The 19,847-nt window shown below is 73.9% G+C and carries 19 protein-coding genes and 2 pseudogenes; 5 read left to right on the forward strand and 16 right to left on the reverse strand.

Annotated features, from left to right (window positions below; all coding sequences use genetic code 11):
• Nucleotides 1-163: 163 nt before the first annotated feature.
• The 9 genes and pseudogenes from MCBG_RS13295 to rsmD form a co-directional block, all read right to left on the reverse strand.
• Nucleotides 164-2,380, reverse strand: coding sequence for an MMPL family transporter (locus tag MCBG_RS13295; protein WP_043325938.1), 2,217 nt, complete (start codon nucleotides 2,378-2,380; stop codon nucleotides 164-166).
• A 238-nt stretch (nucleotides 2,381-2,618) separates the two neighbouring features.
• Nucleotides 2,619-3,476 (reverse strand): bifunctional DNA-formamidopyrimidine glycosylase/DNA-(apurinic or apyrimidinic site) lyase, encoded by an 858-nt coding sequence (gene mutM, locus MCBG_RS13300; RefSeq protein ID WP_043325939.1) that lies wholly within the window; start codon nucleotides 3,474-3,476, stop codon nucleotides 2,619-2,621.
• Nucleotides 3,469-4,257, reverse strand: coding sequence for a ribonuclease III (rnc, locus tag MCBG_RS13305; RefSeq protein ID WP_043325941.1), 789 nt, complete (start codon nucleotides 4,255-4,257; stop codon nucleotides 3,469-3,471). The genes mutM and rnc overlap by 8 nt, the downstream gene beginning before the upstream one ends.
• Entirely contained in the window at nucleotides 4,254-5,213 is a 960-nt protein-coding gene (locus tag MCBG_RS13310; protein WP_181373744.1) for a phosphate acyltransferase PlsX, read from the reverse strand. Before MCBG_RS13310 ends, rnc begins: the two co-directional genes overlap by 4 nt.
• A gap of 132 nt (nucleotides 5,214-5,345) precedes the next feature.
• Nucleotides 5,346-5,519 carry a 50S ribosomal protein L32 gene (gene rpmF / locus MCBG_RS13315; RefSeq protein ID WP_030500827.1) on the reverse strand — a complete coding sequence of 58 codons (174 nt, stop codon included), beginning with the start codon at nucleotides 5,517-5,519 and terminating at the stop codon, nucleotides 5,346-5,348.
• A gap of 5 nt (nucleotides 5,520-5,524) precedes the next feature.
• Nucleotides 5,525-6,088 carry a YceD family protein gene (locus MCBG_RS13320; protein WP_043325942.1) on the reverse strand — a complete coding sequence of 188 codons (564 nt, stop codon included), beginning with the start codon at nucleotides 6,086-6,088 and terminating at the stop codon, nucleotides 5,525-5,527.
• Nucleotides 6,089-6,211: 123 nt separating this feature from the next.
• Complete coding sequence (locus MCBG_RS13325) at nucleotides 6,212-6,709, reverse strand: SPFH domain-containing protein (RefSeq protein WP_043325943.1); 498 nt, start codon at nucleotides 6,707-6,709, stop codon at nucleotides 6,212-6,214.
• Nucleotides 6,710-6,850: 141 nt separating this feature from the next.
• Nucleotides 6,851-7,327, reverse strand: a complete 477-nt coding sequence (gene coaD / locus MCBG_RS13330) for a pantetheine-phosphate adenylyltransferase (RefSeq protein WP_043325944.1) — start codon at nucleotides 7,325-7,327, stop codon at nucleotides 6,851-6,853.
• Nucleotides 7,324-7,886: pseudogene (gene rsmD, locus MCBG_RS13335) on the reverse strand (16S rRNA (guanine(966)-N(2))-methyltransferase RsmD). The gene coaD and the pseudogene rsmD overlap by 4 nt, the downstream one beginning before the upstream one ends.
• A 249-nt stretch (nucleotides 7,887-8,135) precedes the next feature.
• Here rsmD and MCBG_RS13340 point away from each other — a divergent pair.
• The gene (locus MCBG_RS13340; RefSeq protein ID WP_043325945.1) at nucleotides 8,136-9,074 is read left to right on the forward strand and encodes a hypothetical protein; all 939 of its coding nucleotides are present in this window, start codon (nucleotides 8,136-8,138) and stop codon (nucleotides 9,072-9,074) included.
• Between the two features lie 83 nt (nucleotides 9,075-9,157).
• Here the strand turns inward: MCBG_RS13340 and MCBG_RS13345 are convergent, their stop codons facing one another.
• The 3 genes and pseudogenes from MCBG_RS13345 to MCBG_RS13355 form a co-directional block, all read right to left on the reverse strand.
• On the reverse strand, nucleotides 9,158-10,090 hold the full coding sequence (locus tag MCBG_RS13345) for a serine hydrolase domain-containing protein (RefSeq protein WP_043325946.1): 933 nt from the start codon (nucleotides 10,088-10,090) through the stop codon (nucleotides 9,158-9,160).
• A 60-nt stretch (nucleotides 10,091-10,150) separates the two neighbouring features.
• Nucleotides 10,151-12,352 (reverse strand): ATP-dependent DNA helicase RecG, encoded by a 2,202-nt coding sequence (gene recG / locus MCBG_RS13350; protein WP_043325948.1) that lies wholly within the window; start codon nucleotides 12,350-12,352, stop codon nucleotides 10,151-10,153.
• Nucleotides 12,349-13,961: pseudogene (locus MCBG_RS13355) on the reverse strand (DAK2 domain-containing protein). Before MCBG_RS13355 ends, recG begins: the two are co-directional and overlap by 4 nt.
• 210 nt (nucleotides 13,962-14,171) lie before the next feature.
• Between MCBG_RS13355 and rpmB the strand changes: the two are divergent.
• Nucleotides 14,172-14,363: a 50S ribosomal protein L28 gene (rpmB, locus tag MCBG_RS13360; RefSeq protein ID WP_011905179.1), complete on the forward strand. Its 192-nt coding sequence runs from the start codon at nucleotides 14,172-14,174 to the stop codon at nucleotides 14,361-14,363.
• A 184-nt stretch (nucleotides 14,364-14,547) separates the two neighbouring features.
• Entirely contained in the window at nucleotides 14,548-15,804 is a 1,257-nt protein-coding gene (locus tag MCBG_RS13365) for an ATP-grasp domain-containing protein (protein WP_043325949.1), read from the forward strand.
• Here MCBG_RS13365 and MCBG_RS13370 read toward each other — a convergent pair.
• Both MCBG_RS13370 and MCBG_RS13375 read right to left on the reverse strand, forming a co-directional pair.
• Complete coding sequence (locus tag MCBG_RS13370) at nucleotides 15,801-16,268, reverse strand: GNAT family N-acetyltransferase (RefSeq protein ID WP_043325950.1); 468 nt, start codon at nucleotides 16,266-16,268, stop codon at nucleotides 15,801-15,803. The genes MCBG_RS13365 and MCBG_RS13370 overlap by 4 nt on opposite strands.
• A gap of 62 nt (nucleotides 16,269-16,330) precedes the next feature.
• The gene (locus MCBG_RS13375) at nucleotides 16,331-17,281 is read right to left on the reverse strand and encodes a thiamine-phosphate kinase (protein WP_043325951.1); all 951 of its coding nucleotides are present in this window, start codon (nucleotides 17,279-17,281) and stop codon (nucleotides 16,331-16,333) included.
• A 163-nt stretch (nucleotides 17,282-17,444) separates the two neighbouring features.
• Here MCBG_RS13375 and MCBG_RS13380 point away from each other — a divergent pair, with 163 nt between their 5' ends.
• Nucleotides 17,445-17,678 (forward strand): Lrp/AsnC ligand binding domain-containing protein, encoded by a 234-nt coding sequence (locus MCBG_RS13380; protein ID WP_013284547.1) that lies wholly within the window; start codon nucleotides 17,445-17,447, stop codon nucleotides 17,676-17,678.
• On the forward strand, nucleotides 17,679-18,263 hold the full coding sequence (locus MCBG_RS13385) for a DUF3515 family protein (RefSeq protein ID WP_043325952.1): 585 nt from the start codon (nucleotides 17,679-17,681) through the stop codon (nucleotides 18,261-18,263).
• A 16-nt stretch (nucleotides 18,264-18,279) separates the two neighbouring features.
• Here the strand turns inward: MCBG_RS13385 and MCBG_RS13390 are convergent, their stop codons facing one another.
• Both MCBG_RS13390 and MCBG_RS13395 read right to left on the reverse strand, forming a co-directional pair.
• Complete coding sequence (locus tag MCBG_RS13390; RefSeq protein ID WP_043325953.1) at nucleotides 18,280-19,383, reverse strand: D-alanine--D-alanine ligase family protein; 1,104 nt, start codon at nucleotides 19,381-19,383, stop codon at nucleotides 18,280-18,282.
• 172 nt (nucleotides 19,384-19,555) lie between these two features.
• Entirely contained in the window at nucleotides 19,556-19,780 is a 225-nt protein-coding gene (locus MCBG_RS13395) for a hypothetical protein (RefSeq protein ID WP_043325954.1), read from the reverse strand.
• Nucleotides 19,781-19,847 lie beyond the last annotated feature (67 nt).

Consider the following 19,847-nt stretch of genomic DNA (forward strand, 5'->3'; position numbering starts at 1 on the left):
CACGGCTCAAGAGATGTACGCAAAAGCGATATACCTGAGAGTCATAATTATGACTCTCAGGTATATCGCTCACTAGGGGATGCCGTCTCAGCCGCTAGCACGGTCCGGACCGGATGTCAAGCCGCGACGGACATGCCGCGCGGACCGGCGCCCGGACCCGGAATCAGCGGGCGCCGACCAGCTCCGGGGCCGGGGCGGGCGGCGGCTCCACCGCCGGGGCGACGACCGTACGGCGGCGCATGAAGCGTGGCGCCCACCAGTTCGCGTCACCCAGCAGCGTCATCACCGAGGGCAGCACGACCGCCCGGATGATCGTGGCGTCCAGCAGGATCGCCGCCGCCAGGCCGATGCCGAGCTGCTTGAAGTCGATCATGCTGAGCGTGGCGAAGATGGAGAACACCGCCACCATCACCACCGCCGCGCTGGTCACCACCCCGGCCGAGGAGGTGATGCCGTGCGCCACCGCCTCCCGGTTGGGCATGCCCCGGTCGATCGCCTCACGGATCCGGCTGACCACGAAGACGTGGTAGTCCATCGACAAGCCGAAGAGGACCACGAACAGGAACAGCGGCAGCCAGGTGACGATCGCGTCCATCGAGGTGAAGCCGAGGAGCCCTTCCGCCCAGGTGCTCTGGAAGACCAGCACCAGCAGCCCGTACGCGGCCCCGGCGGAGAGCAGGTTCAGCAGGATCGAGGTCAGCGCCACCACCACCGACCGGAACGTCCACGCCATCACCAGGAACGTCAGCGCCAGCACGAACGCGGCGACGATCGGCAGCTTCGCCCAGATGTGGGCGGCGTAGTCCTCGCTGGCGGCCACGCCGCCGCCGACCGCGTACTCCACGCCCGGGATGCCGCCGAGCGTGGCCGGCACCAGGTCCTCGCGCAGCTCGTGCAGCGACCGGGACGCCTCGTCGGAGCGGCTGGCGTGCGGCGTGGCCACCTCCAGCACCGACACCCGCCGGTCCGCCGACACCTGGATCTCCGGGCCGTCCCCCTCGGCCGGCGCGAAGAGCGGGTCCGTGGCGGTCCGGCCGGCCAGGTCGGTGAGCGCGGCCCGTACCCGGTCGGCCTGCTCGGCGGGCGCCCGCACGGCGACCGTGTGGCTGGTGCCGTTGCTCGGGAACGCCGCGGTGAGCCGGTCGTACGCCTGCATGGCGGCGGTGGTGCGCGGCACGTCCTCCGGGCCGGGGAACTTCAGCTTCATGCCGAGCGCGGGCGCGGCCAGCGCGAGCAGCAGCGCCACCGAGATCAGCAGCGTCGCCACCGGCGCGCGCAGCGCCGGCTTGAGCACCGCCGGCCAGAACCGGGGCCGGGCCGACTGACCGGTGCGCGGCGCGGTGAGGCGCCACAGCAGCGGCACCCGCGGCCGGTCCACCCAGCGGCCCAGCTTCGCCAGCAGCGCCGGCAGCACTGTGAGCGAGCCGATCACCGCGACCGCCACCACCAGGATCGAGCCGACGGCCAGCGAGGAGAAGATCGCGTCCTGGGCGAGCAGCAGACCGCCCATCGAGATGATCACGGCGGTGCCGGAGACCACCACGGCGTGCCCGGAGGTCTCCGCCGCGATCTCCACCGCGTCCAGACCGGAGCGGCCCTTCGCTCGTTCCTCCCGCTCCCGCCGCACGTAGAACAGCGAGTAGTCGACGCCGACCGCCATACCGATCAGCAGGATGACGCTGGCGGTGGTGTCGGTGGCCGGCACCAGGTGCGAGGCGAGCGTGGAGAGGCCCATCGCGGCCGCCACCGAGGAGAGTGCCAGCAGCACCGGCACACCGGCGGCGATCAGCGCGCCGAACGCGATGATCAGGATGGCCAGCGTCACCGGCAGGCTGAGCAGCTCGGCGCGCTTGAAGTCCTTGCCGAGCGTGTCGTCGAGCGCCTTGTCGATCGACGGGCCGCCGACCTGCTCCACCCGCAGCTGCGGGTGCGCGTCCTGCACCTTCGCGGTGGTGTCCCGCAGCGGCTGCACCCGGTCCCCGGCGGTGCCCGGGTCGCCCGACATGGTGATCGGCACCAGCAGCGCGCTGCCGTCGCGCGACGGCATCGGCGTACCGATCGACGCCACGCCGTCGACCTGCCGCAGCCGGTCGGCCGCGTCCTGCGCGGCGGCCTTCGCCGCGGTCTGGTCGAGCGAACCCGAGCGGGCGGTGATCAGCACGTTCTCGGTCGCCGGCCGGTCGAACCCGCCACTGTCGACGATCAGCTGTGCCCGTCCGAACTCGCCGATCGCCTGATCCTCGTCGGTCGCCTCGTTCAGCCCGGCGGCGCTGCCGCCCACGAAACACACCGCCACGAAGACCACCCACAACGCGATCGCGCGCCACGGATGCTCCGCACTCCACCGTGCCAGCCGCACGGTCACCGGTCGCCTGCCCATGTTCCGGGTTCCACCCTCCTGATGCCGGCCCTGCGCCGACCCAGATGACGCTAGGCAGCAGGCGGGGCCCCGGCATCGGGGAACGGCCCCCGCTCGTCCCCGATCCGGCGGGCGCGGTCCGCGCGGCCGGAACCGGCCGCACGGACCGGGCGGAAAAGGGCATCTCCGGGTACGCTCCGGCGCGTCTCCGGGGACCGTCGGGCGATGCACACCGGCGCAACCCCGAATCGGCTCGGGGTCAACCCCGGAGGGTGCCCCGGGGCCGCGGCTGGCATCGCGGGCAGCTGTAGGAGGACCGGTTCATGAACGCCTCCCGCCGGATCGGCGCGCCGCAGCGCGGGCAGGGTTCGGCCTCCCGGCCGTAGGCGTTCAGCGACCTGTCGAAGTAGCCGCTCTCGCCGTTGACGTTCACGTACAGCTCGTCGAAGCTGGTGCCGCCCTGCTTGATCGCCTCGGCGAGCACGTCCCGGACGTGCCCGAGCAGCCGCAGCGCGGCCGGGCGGGTGAGCGCGTCGGCCGGGCGGGCGCCGTGCAGCTTCGCCCGCCACAGTGCCTCGTCGGCGTAGATGTTGCCCACCCCGGAGATCAGCGTCTGGTCGAGCAGCGCGCGTTTGATCTCCGTACGCTTGCGGCGCAGCGCCGCCACGAACGCCTCGTCGGAGAACTCCGGGTCCATCGGGTCGCGGGCGATGTGCGCGATCTCGGCCGGCAGCTCCGCCCCGCCTTCGGAGACGGACAGCCCGCCGAACGTGCGCTGGTCGACGAAGCGCAGCTCCGGCCCGTCGTCGGCGAACCGGAACCGGACCCGCAGGTGCAGCTCGTCGGCCGCGCCGGCCGGCTGCAACAGCAACTGGCCGGACATGCCGAGGTGGCCGATCACCGCGTCACCGCTGTCCAGCGGCAGCCAGAGGTACTTGCCGCGGCGGCGTACGCCGGTGATCGTCCGCCCGGCGAGCACGTCGGCGAAGTGCGCGCTGCCCGGCGCGTGCCGGCGTACCGCCCGGGGGTGGCGCACCTCGACGGCGGCGATCCGCCGGCCGATCACCCACTGGGCCAGTCCCACCCGGACGGTCTCGACCTCGGGCAGCTCAGGCACGGCCGGCGCCCGCCTCGACGTCCGCCGTCTCGTCCTGCCCCGCCGTCTCGTCCCCCGCCGCCTCGGCCTCGGCCCGCTCGGTGATCATCCGCCAGGCCGACTCGGCGGCGCGCTGCTCGGCTTCCTTCTTGCTGCGCCCCTCCGCGCCGCCGTAGCGGTTGCCGGCGACCACCACCCAGGCGGTGAACGTCTTCAGGTGGTCCGGTCCGGTGCCCTCGATCCGGTACTCCGGCACGCCGAGCCCCAGCGCCGCGGTCAGCTCCTGGAGGCTGGTCTTCCAGTCCAGCGCCGCGCCCCGGCCCGCCGATTCGGCCATCAGCGGGTCGAAGAGCCGGTGGATCACGATGGCCGCGGTGTCCAGGCCGTACTGGAGGTAGATCGCGCCCAGCAGCGCCTCCAGCGTGTCGGCCAGGATGCTCGCCTTGTCCCGCCCGCCGGTGGCCTCCTCGCCCTTGCCCAGCAGCAGGTACGCGCCCAGCCCGTCCGGGCCCAGGCCACGCGCCACGTCGGCGAGCGCCCGCATGTTGACGACGCTGGCGCGCAGCTTCGCCAGCTGACCCTCGGGCAGGTCGGGGTGGTTGTGGAACAGCGCAGTGGTGATCACCACGCCGAGCACCGAGTCGCCCAGGAACTCCAGCCGCTCGTTCGTGGGCAGGCCGCCGTTCTCGTACGCGTACGAGCGGTGGGTCAGCGCGCGTTCCAGCAGTTCCGGGTCGAGCGACACTCCGAAGGCCGCCTCCAGGTGGCCGACGGGAGCACGCCGCCGCTTGTCGTTGGTCATGGTGCTACCTCGGTGTCGTGTCGGTCAGGTGCGGGTTCGTGCGCAACGTCGGCGAGCAGGGCGCGGACCGTTCCGGCGGCGTCGCGGCGCCACAGGTGAGCGGCCAGGGCGATGCCCGAGGCGACGTCCTCGGAGCCGGCCGCGCCGTGGCACACGACCACGGTGCCGCCCACCCCCAGCAGGGCGGCGGCGCGGGGCGCGCCGCCGCCGGGCGGAGGGCCACCGGCCATCGCGTACGCGCCCTCGATGGCCTTCAGCAGGACGTTGCCGGTGAAGCCGTCGGTCACCACCACGTCGGCGCGGGCGCCGAGGGAGATGTCGTACCCCTCGACCAGGCCGACGTAGCGCGCGTCACAGGGCAGCGCCAGGGCGGCGATCGCGGGATCGGTGTGGCGGCGCAGCCGGTCGCCCTTGCCGGTCTCGTGCCCGACGGAGAGCAACCCGACGCGGGGCGCGGTGACGGAGTGCGCCACTGCCGCGTAGGCAGCGCCCAGGACGGCGTGCCGGGTCAGCATGGCGGGGCCGGGTTCGAGCGTGCCGCCCACGTCCAGCAGCACCACGGGCCCCTCGACGGCGGGCAGCGTGGCGACGAGCGCGGGGCGGCGTATCCCGGTCCAGCGGCCGAGGCCGAGCGCGGCGGCGGTGACTGTGGCGCCGGTCGAGCCGGCGGAGACCACGGCGTCGGCGAGGCCGTCGCGGACGGCCTGCACGGCCGTGCGTACCGTGCTCTCGCCGCGGGCGGCGGTGGGATGGTCGGCCATGCCGACAGCGGTCCGCACCGGGCGGACCGTGACCCGGGCTCGCTGCGCCGGGTCGAGCGCACCGATCAGCTCGCCGGCCACCTCGATCGGGCCGACGAGCATCAGGTGCAGGGCGGGATCAGTGCGTACCGCTCGCAGAGCGCCGTCAACCACGACGGCGGGAGCATCGTCCCCGCCGAGGAGGTCGACGGCGATCCGCGCGGTGCCCGGCTCCGCCGGCCCGCCGGCCGGGGGCCGGTCGGCGGTGGAGGGAGCCGGGGCACCGGGCGTGAGCCTTGGTGCGCGCGTCACCCGACCGGTGGTCGGGGACGTCACTCGGCGTCCGCGTCAGACCTCGAGGACCTGACGGCCGTTGTAGGTGCCGCAGACGGAGCAGGCGGCGTGCGGCAGCTTGGCCGACTTGCACTGCGGGCAGGCCACGGTCGCCACCGCCGAGGCCTTCCAGTTCGCCCGGCGGGCGCGGGTGTTGCTGCGCGACATCTTGCGCTTGGGGACGGCCACGGTTCTTACTCCTCTGTACGGGTCAGTTGCGTCAGGCTCGCCCAACGCGGGTCGACCTGCTGATGGCTGTGATCGGCCGGCAGATCGTCCCAGTGCACCCCGCAGTCGGGGCACAGGCCTGGGCAGTCCTCCCGGCAGAGCGGGTTCGTCGGCAGCGCCAGCACCACCGCGTCCCGCAACGCCGGCTCCAGGTCGATCAGATCGCCCTGCATCCGGCCCACCTCGTCCTCATCGGTCGTGTCGTCCGTGGTGCTGTTCTCGTACGCGTACAGCTCCTGGATCGTCACGGCCAACGATTCGTCGATCTCGCGCAGGCATCGGCCGCACTCGCCCTTGACGGGACCGGTGACGGTCCCGGAGACGAGCACGCCCTCGGACACCGACTCCAACCTCAGGTCGAGGTCGAGGTCCGCGCCCTCCGGCACACTGATCAACTCCACGCCGAGGTCCGCCGGTGCCGGCACGACCCGCTTGTGCGTACGCAACGCGCCAGGTCGGCGCGGCAGTTCCCTCGTGTCGAGGACCAGCGGCGACCTGGGGTCGAGTGTGCTTGGCGAGTGTTTGGGCATAGTCAGACTCCGGCCGATGAGAGGCCGACAAAGAAGGTTACCTGCCTGGCGGCGGACCGTCGAACCGGGGGCGGACCTCCGGCTCGGCGGCAGCCGGCTGTCGGCGACCGGCCCGCGCGCCGCTCAGAAGGGTAGCGGGCGGTCCGGCTCGTCCCCGGCGAAGGTGCCGATCTCGCGCAGCGCGTGCATCTTGTCCCGGCCGCGCTCTATCGAGGCGAGCGCCCGGGTGAGGAACTGCTCGAAGTTCGCCAGCGCGGTGTCGACGTAGTCGTCCACCTCCTCGCGGAGGCGCTGCGCCTCGGCCCGCGCCTCGGCGATGATCCGCGCGCCCTCGTGCTCGGCCGAGACGGTGATCTCGTTGACCGAGACCAGCCGGGCGTGTTCCGCCTCACCCTCGCTGATGATCCGGTCGGCCTCGCGCTTGCCGGCCTCCATGATCTTGTCCCGCTCCTCCAGCAGCGCGGCGGCCCGGCGCAGGTCGGCGGGAAGCTCCGCGCGCAACTCGTCGAGCGCGGCGATCATCTCGCCCCGGTCGACCATGCAGTTGTTGCGCGACATCGGGACGGAGCGGGCCTGCTCCACCATGGCGATCAGTTCGTCGATGCGATCGAGCGGGTCCACCGGTACCTCACTCCTGTCTTCGTCGGCCGCCCTCCATGATGCGGCCTGCGCCCGGCTTCGGCGCTGCACACATCATGTCGCGCCCGAGCCACCCACGCCCCACCCGCCCCACCCGGCGCGTCGCCCACCCCCGGCGGAGGGTCAGGGGCGGAGGCGGGTGGCCAACTGCTCCCGGACCAGGTCGGGGACGTGGGCGGAGACGTCGCCGCCCCACTTCGCCACGTCCTTGATCAGGCTGGACGAGATGAACGAGTAGAGCGGGTTGGTCGGCATGAACAGCGTCTCCACGCCGGCCAGGCCGATGTTCATCTGGGCCATCTGCAGCTCGTAGTCGAAGTCGCTCACCGCCCGCAGGCCCTTGATCAGCACACTCGCCTGCTGCGCCCGGCAGAAGTCGACGAGCAGACCGCGGAACGACTCGACCCGGACGTTGTCGTACGAGGCGGTGACCTCGTGGAGCATGTCGATCCGCTCCTCGACCGTGAACAGGCCCTGCTTCGACTGGTTGACCAGCACCCCGACGATCACCTCGTCGAACAGCCGGCTCGCCCGGCCGATGATGTCGAGGTGACCGTTGGTGACCGGGTCGAACGAGCCCGGGCAGACCGCACGTCTCATGATCGGCGACCGTACCAAAGAGTGGTCTCGCCGTAACGTCTGCTGCGCTCCGGAGTGACACCTTCCACCCACGTGACCGATCCGGAACGACTGGACCGCTCGACGATCACCAGGGCGTCCGGGGCGAGCCAGCCGCCGTCGACCAGCGCCGTCAGCATCGCGGTGATCTCGGCGTCCGGCACCGCGTACGGCGGATCGGCGAAGACCACGTCGTACGGGCCGTCGGCCGGACCGGCGGCCAGCACGGTGGCGACCTTGCCGGTGACCAGACGCGCGGCGGGAGCGGCCCGGAGCGCGACGATGTTCTCCCGGATCACCCGGGCGGCACGCGCGTCGGACTCGACGAGCAGCACGTGCGCGGCGCCCCGGGACAGCGCCTCCAGGCCGACCGCGCCGGAACCGGCGTACAGGTCGGCGAAACGTGCCCCGTCCAGGTCGACGTGCGAGTGCACGGCGCTGAACAGCGCCTCCCGGACCCGGTCGGAGGTGGGCCGGGTGCCGGCGCCGGGCGGCGCGCGATCCGCCGCCCGCCGAGCGTGCCGGCCACGATCCGGGTCACCGTCGCTCCCTGCGCATGCCCCGACGCTACGCGACCCGCGCGCCGGGGTGGATCGAGCACCCGAGGTGACGCCGGGTGACTCGACGTACATCAATGATCTCGGATTCATAACGGACCCTTTACGACCCGTCGATCTCGGTAACGCCCGCACTGTCGATCTCGCTAGGGTCTGGCCCGATTGCCGGATGGACGCGCGGCTCCGGCCCCTCCGCCCGGTCTCTCCCATCCTCCCCCTCGTCAGGAGCAGGCGTGAATCGTCTCCACCTCCGGCGTGCCGCCGCCCTCACCGCCGGCACGCTGCTCGGCCTCGCGGGCGTCGCCACCGTCGCCGGCCCGGCCGCCGCCCACCACCCCGAGCCGTCCGGCAGCTACTGCGCCACCCCGAACGGCGCGGTCACCGTCACCTGGTCCGTGACCAGCAGCGAGACCGACATCTCCGGCCGCATCACCAAGCTCGTGTCCACAGTGCCCGGCCCGGTCAGCGGGGACCTGGCGGTCGGCGCCGAGCTGAAGCCGGCCGGCAAGGGCACGCTCACCGGCACCCAGACCCACACGTTCGCCGGCGCGATTCCGGAGCTGAAGCTGACCGTCGGGGCGCACTGGGACCGGGGCCGCAAGTCGCACGAGGGCGAGCGGACCGTGATCGCCCGCCCGGCCCGCGACTGCGTCACGCCGAGCCCGTCGCCGTCACCCAGCATGCCGCCGAGTCCCACGCCCACGCCGAGCACGCCGGCCTCGCCGACCCCGACGCCGTCGGCGTCCCTCCCGCCGAGCCCGTCCACCCCGCCGTCGCCGTCCGCCCCGCCGGCGGAGCCGATCTTCAAGCTGGACCAGGACTGCGACTCGATGACGTTCGTCGTGGAGAACCCGGCCCAGGGCGCGCCGTTCACCGCCACGCTGACCACCGAGAAGGGCGTCACCAGGACGCTCGCGTCCGAGCCCGGCAAGACCAGCTCGGTCGAGTTCGACGCCTACCCGGGCCTCAAGGTCACGGTGAAGTACGACGTGGTCGAGGACGCCGAGACCATCCCGTACACCCAGCCGGACGACTGCTCCGGACAGGGCGGCGGCCTGCCCGTCACCGGCCCGGCCGCCGGCGCCATCGTCGGCGGCGCCGCGCTGCTGCTCACCGCCGGCGCGGTGCTGTTCGTGGTGGCCCGTCGCCGCCGGATCCGCTTCACCGCCTGATCCGCACCCGAGGGCGCGTCGACCACCCGGTCGGCGCGCCCTCGCCGTGCCTGCCGCGGGTCCGGTACAGGGCGCGCGGGCGGTCAGACCGCGTCGAGCACCGACGTGACCGCGACCGGGTCGACCTCGGCCTGGTTGGTCAGCAGGACGAGCCGCTCGTCGGAGTCGGGCAACCAGGCGGCGAACGCCTTGTAGCCACCGTTGTCCCCGGAGTGGTGCAGCGCCCGCCGGCCGGCCAGCGGGCCGACGAAGAACCCGTAGCCGTACGCCTCGTCGGGCCGTCCGGTGGGCGCGTGCGGCGCCGTCATCGCCGCCACCGCGGCCCTGGCGAGCAGCCGCCCCCGGCGCGGTACGTCGAGCCAGGTGAGCAGGTCCGCCCCGGTGCACCAGACGTCACCAGCGCCCATGCTCACGGTCGCGAGGTCCCAGGACGGCACCGCCCGGCCGCCCTCGTGCCCGGTCGCCACGTCCGGCCGCCCCTCGCCGGAACCGGCGAAGCTGCCGGTCATGCCCAGCGGCGCGAAGACCTCCCCGGCGAGGAACTCGGCGTACGGCCGGTCGGCCACCTGCTCGACGGTCCGGGCCAGCAGCACGTAGCCGGGACTGCTGTAGTGCCGCCCGGCGCCGGGCGGGAACAGTGGCGGCAGCGCGGCGAACCGGTCGAGCAGCTCGTCCGGTTCGGCCGGCCCGTGCAGGTCGATCGCCGGGTAGTCCTCCCAGTGGCCGAGCCCCGAGGTATGGGTGAGCAGGTGGTGCAGCGTGATGCCGGACCACTGCGGCGGCGTGCCGGGCAGCCGGCGCACGACCGGGTCGGACAGGCTCAGCGCGCCCCGCTCGGCGAGCAGCAGCACCGCCACTGCTGCCATCTGCTTGCTGATCGAGGCGATCTGGAATCGCGTCGCCGGGGTGCAGCGCCGGCCGGACGCCTCGTCGGCGACTCCGACGACCCGGTCCACCAGGAGCTCGTCACCTCGGGCCAGAAGCAGCACGCCGCGTTCGGGTGATGGTGTCGACATCTGCGCGAGCCTAGGCACGCCACGGGCGTGCCGCTGCCCCGCGACCGCACCGGCCCGCCGTCAGCCCTTCTCCAGGTATTCGGCGCGTTCCTCGTCGACGAGCGCGGCCACCGAGGCCGCGAGCGCCGGGTGCCGGGTCAGGTCCGGGTCCTCCTCGACCAGTTCGATCGCCTCGGCCCGCGCGTCGCGGATCAGCTCGGCGTCGCGTCTGAGCGACAGCAGCCGCAGGTGCGAGCGCCGGCCGGACTGGGTCGCGCCGAGCACGTCGCCCTCGCGGCGCTGTTCCAGGTCGAGTTCGGCCAGCTTGAACCCGTCGGTGGTGGAGGCGACCGCGTCCAGCCGTTCCCGCGCCGACGAGCCCTCGACCGCCTCGGTGACCAGCAGGCACAGACCGGCGGCCGAGCCCCGGCCGACCCGGCCGCGCAACTGGTGCAGCTGGGAGACGCCGAACCGGTCGGCGTCCAGCACGATCATCACCGTCGCGTTCGGCACGTTCACGCCGACCTCGACCACTGTGGTCGCGACCAGCACGTCCAGCTCGCCGTCGGCGAACGCGCGCATCACCGCGTCCTTCTCGTCGGCGGGCAGCCGCCCGTGCAGCACCCCGATCCGCAGCCCGTGCAGGGGCCCCTCGGCCAGCAGCGGGGCCACCTCGGTCACCGCCAGCGGCGGGCGCCGGCCGTTGTCGTCCTCCCGCGGCGCCTCCTCGTCCGACACCGGACCCTCACCGATGCGCGGGCACACCACGTACGCCTGGTGGCCCTTCGCGACCTCCTCGCGCAGCCGGCGCCAGGCCCGGTCGAGGAACGCGGGCTTCTCGGCGGCCGGTACGACGTGCGAGGCGATCGGCGAGCGGCCCTGCGGAAGCTGGGACAGCGTGGAGGTCTCCAGATCGCCGTAGACGGTCATGGCCACCGTGCGCGGAATCGGGGTGGCCGTCATCACCAGCACGTGCGGCGGCTGGTCGGCCTTGGCGCGCAGCGCGTCGCGCTGCTCCACGCCGAAGCGGTGCTGCTCGTCCACCACCACCAGGCCCAGGTCGTGGAAGTCGACGCCTTCGTAGAGCAGCGCGTGCGTGCCGAGCACGATGCCGGCCCGCCCCTCGGCCACCTCGGCCAGCGCCCGGCGCCGGGCCGCCGCGCCGAGCGAGCCGGTGATCAGCTCGACCCGGGTGGCGTCGTCGGCGGCGCCCAGCTCACCGGCCCGGCCGAGCGGGCCGAGCAGGTCGAGGATGCCCCGGTGGTGCTGGGCGGCGAGCACCTCGGTCGGCGCGAGCAGCGCTGCCTGCCCACCGGCGTCGACGACCTGGAGCATGGCGCGCAGCGCCACCACGGTCTTGCCGGAGCCCACCTCGCCCTGCAGCAGCCGGTGCATCGGGTGCGCGGCGGCCAGGTCGGCGGCGATCTCCCGCCCGACGACCTGCTGGCCGGCGGTCAGCTCGTACGGCAGCCGGGCGTCGAACGCGTCGAGCAGGCCGCCCGCCTTCGCCGGCCGGGCCCGCGCCGGCCACGCCGCGGCCCGGTGCTTGCGCTGCACCAGCGTGAGCTGCACGGCGAACGCCTCGTCCCACTTGAGCCGCCGACGCGCCCGGTAGAGCGCCTCCTTGCTGGTCGGGCGGTGGATCTCGCGCAGCGCGGTGCCGATGTCGGCCAGGTTGCGGGTGGCCCGCACGGTGGCCGGCAGCGGGTCGTCCGGCGGGGTGAACGTGTCCAGCACGACGCGCACGCAGCGGGCGATCACCCAGGTCGGTACCGCCGCCGCGGCCGGGTAGACCGGGATCAGGGCGCCGGCGAACTCCTCGACCTCCTCGTTCGCCGCCGCCTCGCCCTCGCCGCCCTCGCCGAGCAGGACGTACTCCGGGCCGTTGAGCTGCCGCTTGCCCCGGAACTCGGTCACCTTGCCGGCGAACAACCCCCACCGGCCGGGCCGCAGCTCCCGCTCCCGCCACGCCTGGTTGCCGAAGAACGTGCAGGTGAGCACGCCGCCGGAGCCGTCGCCGACGGTGACCTCCAGCAGGTTGCCGCGCCGCTGGCGCATCGGGCGCACGGCGGTGCGCTGCACCTGGGCGAGCACTGTGACCTGCTCCCCCACGTCGAGCGAGCGGATGTCGGTGTGCTCGCCGCGCTCGTCGTACCGGCGCGGGAAGTGGTAGATCAGGTCGCCCGCGGTGTGCAGGTCGAGATGCCCGGCCAACGCCTTCGCGGTGCGCTCGCCGACCAGCTTCTTCAGCGGCGTGTCCACAGTGGCCGCCTCGCTCGTCATTCGACCCCCACCAGGAGCGGATAGTGCGGCTGCCCGCCCTCGTACGCCTGCACCTCGACGAACGGCCAGGCCCGCTCGACATGCTCACGGACCCGGTCGGCCAGCCCGGCCGGCGCATCCGCGCCGCACAGCAGCGTGACCAGCTCACCGCCACCGCCGAGCATCCGGTCCACCACCGCGATGCAGGTGTCGGTCAGATCCTGCCCGATCAGGTGCACCTCGCCCTCGACCAGCGCCAGCACGTCACCCGCGCGGGCCGGGCCGGCGACGGTGAGCGCCTCCCGGGCGGCGTGGCACACCTCGGCGTACCGGCAGGCGCCGGCCGCCTCGGCCATCGCGATCACGTCGTCCTCGAAGCGCCGTTTCGGGTCGCGTACTGCGAGCGCCGCGAGCGCCTGCACCGGGGAACGGGTGGGCACCACGCTCACCTTGACGCCGAGGCCGTACGCCTCCTTCGCGGCCGCGCTCGCCACCGACTGCGTGTTCGGGTCGTTCGGCAGCACCACCACCCGGGCGGCGCCGGTGGCCCGGATCGCGTTCAGCAGCTCACCGGTGGACGGGTTGGCCGGCACCACCACGGCGCCCTCGGCGGCGAACAGCTCGGCGATGCCCGCGCCGGTGGCCACCACCACGGCGGCCCGCCCCTCGGGCAGCGGCGCCTGCGGCCCCGGCGCCGGGGCGGTCTGGTCGGCGAAAGCGGGTCACGCCGATGCGGTGCGGCCGGCCGGCGACCACGCCCGCCTCGATCGCCGCTCCGACGTCGTTGACGTGCACGTGCACGTTCCAGGTGCCGGCGCCGTCGCCGACGATCGCCAGCGAGTCGCCGAGCACTGCCAGCTCGGCGCGCAGCCGGGCCACCGCCTCGTCGTCCGCGTCGAGCAGGTACTGCACCTCGTAGGCGTACACGTCGGAGCCGCTCTCCCGCACCGGTGGCCGGCGGACGGCGGGTGGGCGGCGCGGGCGCCGGCTGGGCCGGGCTCTCCCCCGTGACCACCTCGACCAGCGCGTCAAGCAGCAGACACAGGCCGCGCCCACCGGCGTCGACCACGCCCGCGCGGGCCAGCTCCGGCAACTGCTCGGGGGTACGCGCCAGCGCGTGCGCCGCCGCCTCGGCCGCGGCCCGGGCCACTGTGCGCAGGTCGTCGCTGTCCACGAGACGGGCCGCGTGGGCCGCCGCGGCGACCACGCTGAGCAGCGTGCCCTCGACCGGCCGGGCGACCGCGGCGTAGGCGGCGGTGGTGGCGTCGGCCAGCGCGTCGGCGAGTTGCCGCCCGCCCACCGCGGGAGCGGCGGCGAGCGTGTCGGCGAGGCCGCGCAGGATCTGCGAGACGATCACCCCGGAGTTGCCGCGCGCCCCGAGCAGCGCGCCCCGGGCCATCAGCCGCAGCGCGTGCCCGTGCGGGGTGTGCCCGTCGTCGGGGAGGGTGCCGAGGTCCATGGCCAGGGCCTGCTGGGCCGAGGTCAGCGTGAGGACCAGGTTGGTGCCGGTGTCGCCGTCGGGCACCGGGTAGACGTTCAGCTCGTCGATCTCGCCCTGGTGCCGCCGGAGGGCGGCCAGCCCGCTCGCGCACCAGCGGCGCACCGCGGCGGCGTCGAGGGTCTCCAGCACGTCGGGAAGCCTACTGGCGCGCACCGACACGCGCCGGGGTCGTCCGCCGCGTGTCCGCCCCGCCCGCCGGCCCGGCCGGGTCGCCGGTACGCTGGGTGGGCTCGCGAAAGGGCCGGTTGGGCGTACCGACTGTCATCGGGTAACCTGACCAGGTTGCCCGGGCAGCGCCTGGCGGCGACCTCATGAACGTTTCAATCCCAGGAGTATCCCGTGGCTAGCGTGTGCGACGTCTGTGGCAAGGGGCCGGGCTTCGGCCACAACGTGTCCCACTCGCACCGGCGGACCAACCGCCGCTGGAACCCGAACATCCAGTCGGTGCGCACCCCGGCCGGTGGCGGCAACACCAAGAAGTTGAAGGTCTGCACCTCGTGCATCAAGGCCGGCAAGGTCACCCGCGCCTGACGCGGTAGCGCCACCGAACATCGTCGGTCGCCGGCGGATCCCTCGGGATCCGCCGGCTTCTGTCGTATCCACCGACCCGCGCCGCACACCTGACCGACCGTACGGCGACCGGCTGGTACGGGCCGGTTAGGGTGCTGCTGCGCCGGCCGTCCGGTTCCGGCGCGAGCCGTGGGGAGGGTGACCGGTGGACCTCGATCTGGGTCGCGAGCAACTGGTGGTGGTGGGCGCGTCGTTCGGCTCACTGAGCTGGTTCGACCAGCAACTGCCGGCCGGCACCGTGGTACTGGTCGAGGAGCCGGACGTGATCGCCCGCCGCGACCTGGCCCGGTTCGCCGAGCGGCTGCCGATGATCGGGCGACTGGTCGAGGCCGAGTACCAGACCGGCTTCGACGCCGACGCCCTGCTCGCCCGCGAGCCCGCCCTGGCCGACGCCCGGCTGGTCCTGCCCGGCCTGGAGTACGCGGTCGGCGCCGCCGCCCGGCTCGCCGAGCGGCTCGGGTTGCCCGGCGCCGGGGCGGAGGCCGCTGACATCTTCTCCGACAAGCACCGGATGCGGCTGCTCGCCGACCGGATCGGACTGGCCAACCCCGTCTACGAGCTGGTCGACGACCCGGCGCGGGCGGTGGAGTTCGCACGGGCGCACGGCGGCCGGTGCGTGCTCAAGCCCACCCGCCGTTCCGGCAGCCTGGGCGTGCAGCTGATCACCGACCCGGCCGAGGTGCCCGCCCGCTGGGCGGCGAGCGCCGCGCCGCCGGACCCGGCCGAGGCCACCGAGCGCGGCCTGCCCACCGGCGTGCTGGTGGAGGAGCTGCTGGTCGGCTCCGAGCACAGCGTCGAGCTGCTGGTCGCCGACGGCGAGGTGATCTTCGCTAACGTCACCGACAAGCGGATCGCCGGTGGCCGGTACCCGGTCGAGACCGGCCACACCGTGCCGTCCGCGCTGCCCGCCACCGAGCACGACGCGCTGCGCGCCGCCGCGGTACGCCTCGCCGAGGCGGCCGGCTTCCGCAGCGGCATGCTGCACAGCGAGTGGATCCTCGTCGACGGCGTGCCGACGCTGGTGGAGTGCGCGGCCCGGATGCCCGGCGACATGATCACCGCGCTGATCTCGATCGCCTACGAGCGCGACGTCATCGAGGCGTACCTGCGGGTGCTGCGCGGCGAACGGCCGGCGTTGCCGGCGCGGCCGACCGGCGCGGCGGCCATCGAGTTCCTGATCGCGCCGCCCGGACAGGTCACCGCCGTCGACGGCAAGCGCGACGCGCTGCGCGTGCCGGGCGTGCTCGACGTGCAGGTCGAGACGAAGGTCGGTCAGACCGTGCCGGAACTGCTCTCCTCGGCGCACCGCAGCGGGCACCTGATGGCCTGGGGCGCGACCCCGGACGAGGCGGCCAGTGCCGCGCGCCGCGCCGCGAACGAGATCCGCATCACCGTCGGCTAGAGCGTGCGGCCGTAGGACAGGCAGCCCGGGGCGTCCTTGTAGTAGCCGAAGTTCGGGATCCGCTCGTAGCCGGACGAGGTGTACATGGCGATCGCCTCGGGCTGCTTGTCGCCGCACTCCAGCACGATCCGTTTGCGGCCGTGGTCACGGGCGGAGCGCTCGACCGCGCCGAGCACCGCACGGGCCACGCCCCGGCCCCGGGCCGCCGGGTCGGTGTACATCCGCTTCAACTCGGCCGTGTCGCCGTCCTCGCCGTGGCTGCGCCAGCCGCCGCAGCCCACCGGACGCCCGTCGAGGTAGGCGACGAGGAACGCGCCGTCCGGCGGGGTGAACTCGGCCGCGTCGACAGGGGTGTCGTCGCCGCTGCCGCCGTAACGGGCGCCGAGGTCGGCCAGCGCCGCCCGGATCAGCGCCTGCGACTCGGGCGCGTCGAAGCGCCGCTCCCGGATCTCGATCTCGCTCACCGTGCCAGGTTACGACCGCCTCCGACCCCCGCCCGGCCGGGCGGCCGGGGGTCGGACGCAGATCACTCCGCCGTTCGGCGGAAGTGGTCCCAGCCGCGCGGGCCGTCGTACCCGGCGCCGTCGACGGTGACGCCGGCGCCGGCCGCCACCCGCCCGACCGGCCGCCAGCCGTCGGGCAGCGCGGCGTCGGGCGGGAAAGTCGCCGCCAGGGCGTGGTCGTCGCCGCCGGCCAGGATCCAGGTGTACGGGTCGACGCCGAGCGCCGCCGCCGCGTCGCGCATCTGCCGGGGCACCTCGAACGCCTCCCGGCTCAGGTCGACGGCCACGCCGCTGGCGGCGGCCACGTGCCCGAGGTCGGCCAGCAGCCCGTCCGACACGTCGATCATGGCGGTGGCGCCGGCCGCGGCGGCGGCCGGTCCGGCCGCGTACGGCACCTCCGGGCGGCGGAACGCCTCGACCAGCAGCCGGGGCGTGCGGAAGCCCCGGGACAGCACGGTGTAGCCCGCCGCCGCCCAGCCGGTGCGCCCGGCCAGCGCCACCACGTCGCCGGGCCGGGCGCCGGAGCGGACCACCGGTGGCCGCCCGGCCAGGTCGCCGAGCGCGGTCACCGCGATGGTGAGCGTCGGGCTGGCCGACATGTCCCCGCCGACCACGCTCGCGCCGACGAGCGCCGCCTCCGCGCCCAGCCCGTCGGCCAGCTCCTCGGCCCAGGCCGGGTCCAGCTCGGCCGGCATGCAGAGCGCGACGAGCAGCGCGGTCGGGGTGGCGCCCATGGCGGCGATGTCGGCGAGGTTGGCCGCCGCCGCGCGGTGTCCCACGTCCCGCGCCGCCGACCAGTCGCGCCGGAAGTGCCGTCCCTCCACCAGCACGTCGGTCGATGCGACCACCCGCCGGTCCGGCGCCGCCACCACCGCGCCGTCGTCGCCGGGGCCGAGCAGGCAGCTCTGTCCCTGTGCCAGCCGGGCGGTCACCCGGTCGATCAGCCCGAACTCGCCGACATCCGTGACCGTCATGCCGTCCCCTCGATCCGCTGCGTCGTTGCGCACGTTCCACCCCTGTCCGCGCCGGCGTGTGCTCGCTCACCGCGTACGACCGGCAACCGATAGGGATCACTGCCGCTCAGTACGGTAGTTTCACCCTTCGGGTCGCCCGGAGGCGACGGACGGAGGTCGAGTCGTGGTACAGGCGTACATCCTCATCCAGACCGAGGTCGGCCGGGCGCGTGACGTGGCCGGTCTGATCGCGGACCTGGCCGGCGTGGTACGGGTCGACGCCGTCACCGGGCCGTACGACGTGGTGGTGCTCACCGAGGCGAACACCGTCGACGAGCTCGGCAAACTCATTGTCAGCAAGGTGCAGATGGTGCCCGGCATCACCCGCACCCTCACGTGTTCGGTGGTGCGGCTGTAAGTGGACGAGAAGACTTCCCCGCGCCCGGACCGCTCCACCCGCCGCGCCGCGCTCTGGGCGACTCTGGTCGCCGTGCCGGTGACGGTGGCGGTGGCCGGGTTCACGTTCGCCAAGCTGGCCCCGGAGTCGCCGGACGCCGGGCCGAGCGCGTCGGCGAGCCCCCGGGCACAGTCGAGCGCGCCGGTCGAGATGGCCGCCCCGGCGCTGGCCGAGCGGCCGACCGTACTCTGCCGTGCCCTGATGTCGCAGCTTCCGGACAGCGTGCGTGACCTGCCGCAGCGTCCGGTCACCGCGGGCCCGGAGCAGAACGCCGCGTACGGCGACCCGGCGCTGACGGTGGCCTGCGGCGGCAGCCCGGCGCAGTTCCCGCCCACCGACGAGGTGTGGACGGTGAACAAGGTCTGCTGGCACGCGGCCGAGGAGGCCGACGCCACGGTGCTGACCACCGTCGACCGGGAGACCCCGATCCGGGTGCGGGTGCCGAAGTCGTACGAGCCGCCGCTGCAGTGGGTGACGACGATCTCCGACACCATCGTCAGCTCCGTGCCCTCGGCGAAGCAGGCCCCCTCGGGCTGCTCCGCCTGACGCCCGGCCGGCCGGTTCAGCGGCCGGCGCGGCGGTGCAGGGCGGTACGGATCAGCCGGTTGACCAGCTTCGGGTACTCCAGCCCGCTGGCCGACCACATCCGCGGGAACATCGACGTCGGGGTGAAGCCCGGCATCGTGTTGATCTCGTTGAGGTAGACGTCCATCTGCGGGGTGACGAAGAAGTCGACCCGGGCCAGGCCGGAGCAGTCGAGCGCGGTGAAGGCCCGGGTGGCGTAGTCGCGCACCTGCCGCGCGACCGGCTCGGGCAGGTCGGCCGGTACGTCGTACTCGCAGACCTCGTCGGCGAAGATGTACTTGGCCTCGAAGTCGTACCAGTCGCGGTCGCCGATCATCCGCACCTCGGCGAGCACCGAGGCCTCCGGCGCGCCGCCGGCCTCGCCCTCCAGCACACCGCACTCGATCTCGCGGCCGACCACGGCGCCCTCGACGAGCACCTTGCTGTCGATCTCCCGGGCGGTGACGAGCGCGGCGTCCAGGTCCGCCCAGTCGTCGACCTTGGTGATGCCGAACGAGGAGCCGGCCCGGGACGGCTTGACGAAGACGGGCAGCCCGAGGCGCTCCTTGTCCTCCTCGCTCAGCGACATCCCGGCGCGCAGCACCGCGTACGGGCCGACCGGGATGCCCTCGGCGGCGCAGAGCTTCTTGGTGAACTCCTTGTCCATGGCCGCGGCGGAGGCGAACACGTTCGCGCCGACGTAGGGGATGTCGGCCATCTCCAGCATTCCCTGGATCGTGCCGTCCTCGCCGTACGCGCCGTGGAGCACCGGGAAGACCACGTCCACGTCGGCGAGCGCGACCGGCCCCTGGGCCGGGTCGAGCACCATCAGGCCGCCCGCGGCCGGGTCGGCGCGCAGCACCAGCTCGGCGCCGGACCCGGCGGTGATCTCCGGGAGTTTCCGGTCGGTGATGGCGAGCCGGCTCGGTTCGCCGTCGGCGAGCACCCACTGGCCCTGCCGGGTGATGCCGACCGGCACCACCTCGAACTCGTCCGGGTCGAGCGCGGCCAGCACGCTGCCGGCGCTGACGCAGGAGATGCCGTGCTCGGGGCTGCGGCCACCGAAGACGATCGCCACACGGGTCTTGCCTGGGGTGGTCATGGTCACCTCATCGTCGCGACTGCGGCTGGCCGTGCTCGCCGGTGGCGCTCACCCGATTGACCTTACTGTGCGTTGTCGGCGGGGGTGGTCGATACCCGGGGAGACGCGGAGCCACGTGGCAAACGGTCAAGGTGACATATACAGGGAGTAACCATACGAGGGTGGCTGCGGCTCAGAAGGCCGGGTGCCGGGGCCGGCGACCGACCGCGATCACCTTGACGCGCTGCCGGCCGGCCCGCACCATGCCCAGCGCCATGAACGCGCCGGCGATCCGGTCGGCCGCCTCCCGGCTGTTCGCGCCGACGACCTGCCGTCGGCGTTCGGGGCTGGTCCGCTCGTCGCGCCCGGCGCCGTCCGGGGGTCGCACGTCGGTGAGGACCACGAGGAACCGGGTCATTCCCGGCCACCTCCGCTCCGCAGGCGGCAGGCCGTCACCGTCATCGCGGAACCCCTCCCCATCTCGT

Source organism: Micromonospora sp. M42 (assembly GCF_000568915.1).
GTDB lineage: Bacteria > Actinomycetota > Actinomycetes > Mycobacteriales > Micromonosporaceae > Micromonospora > Micromonospora chalcea.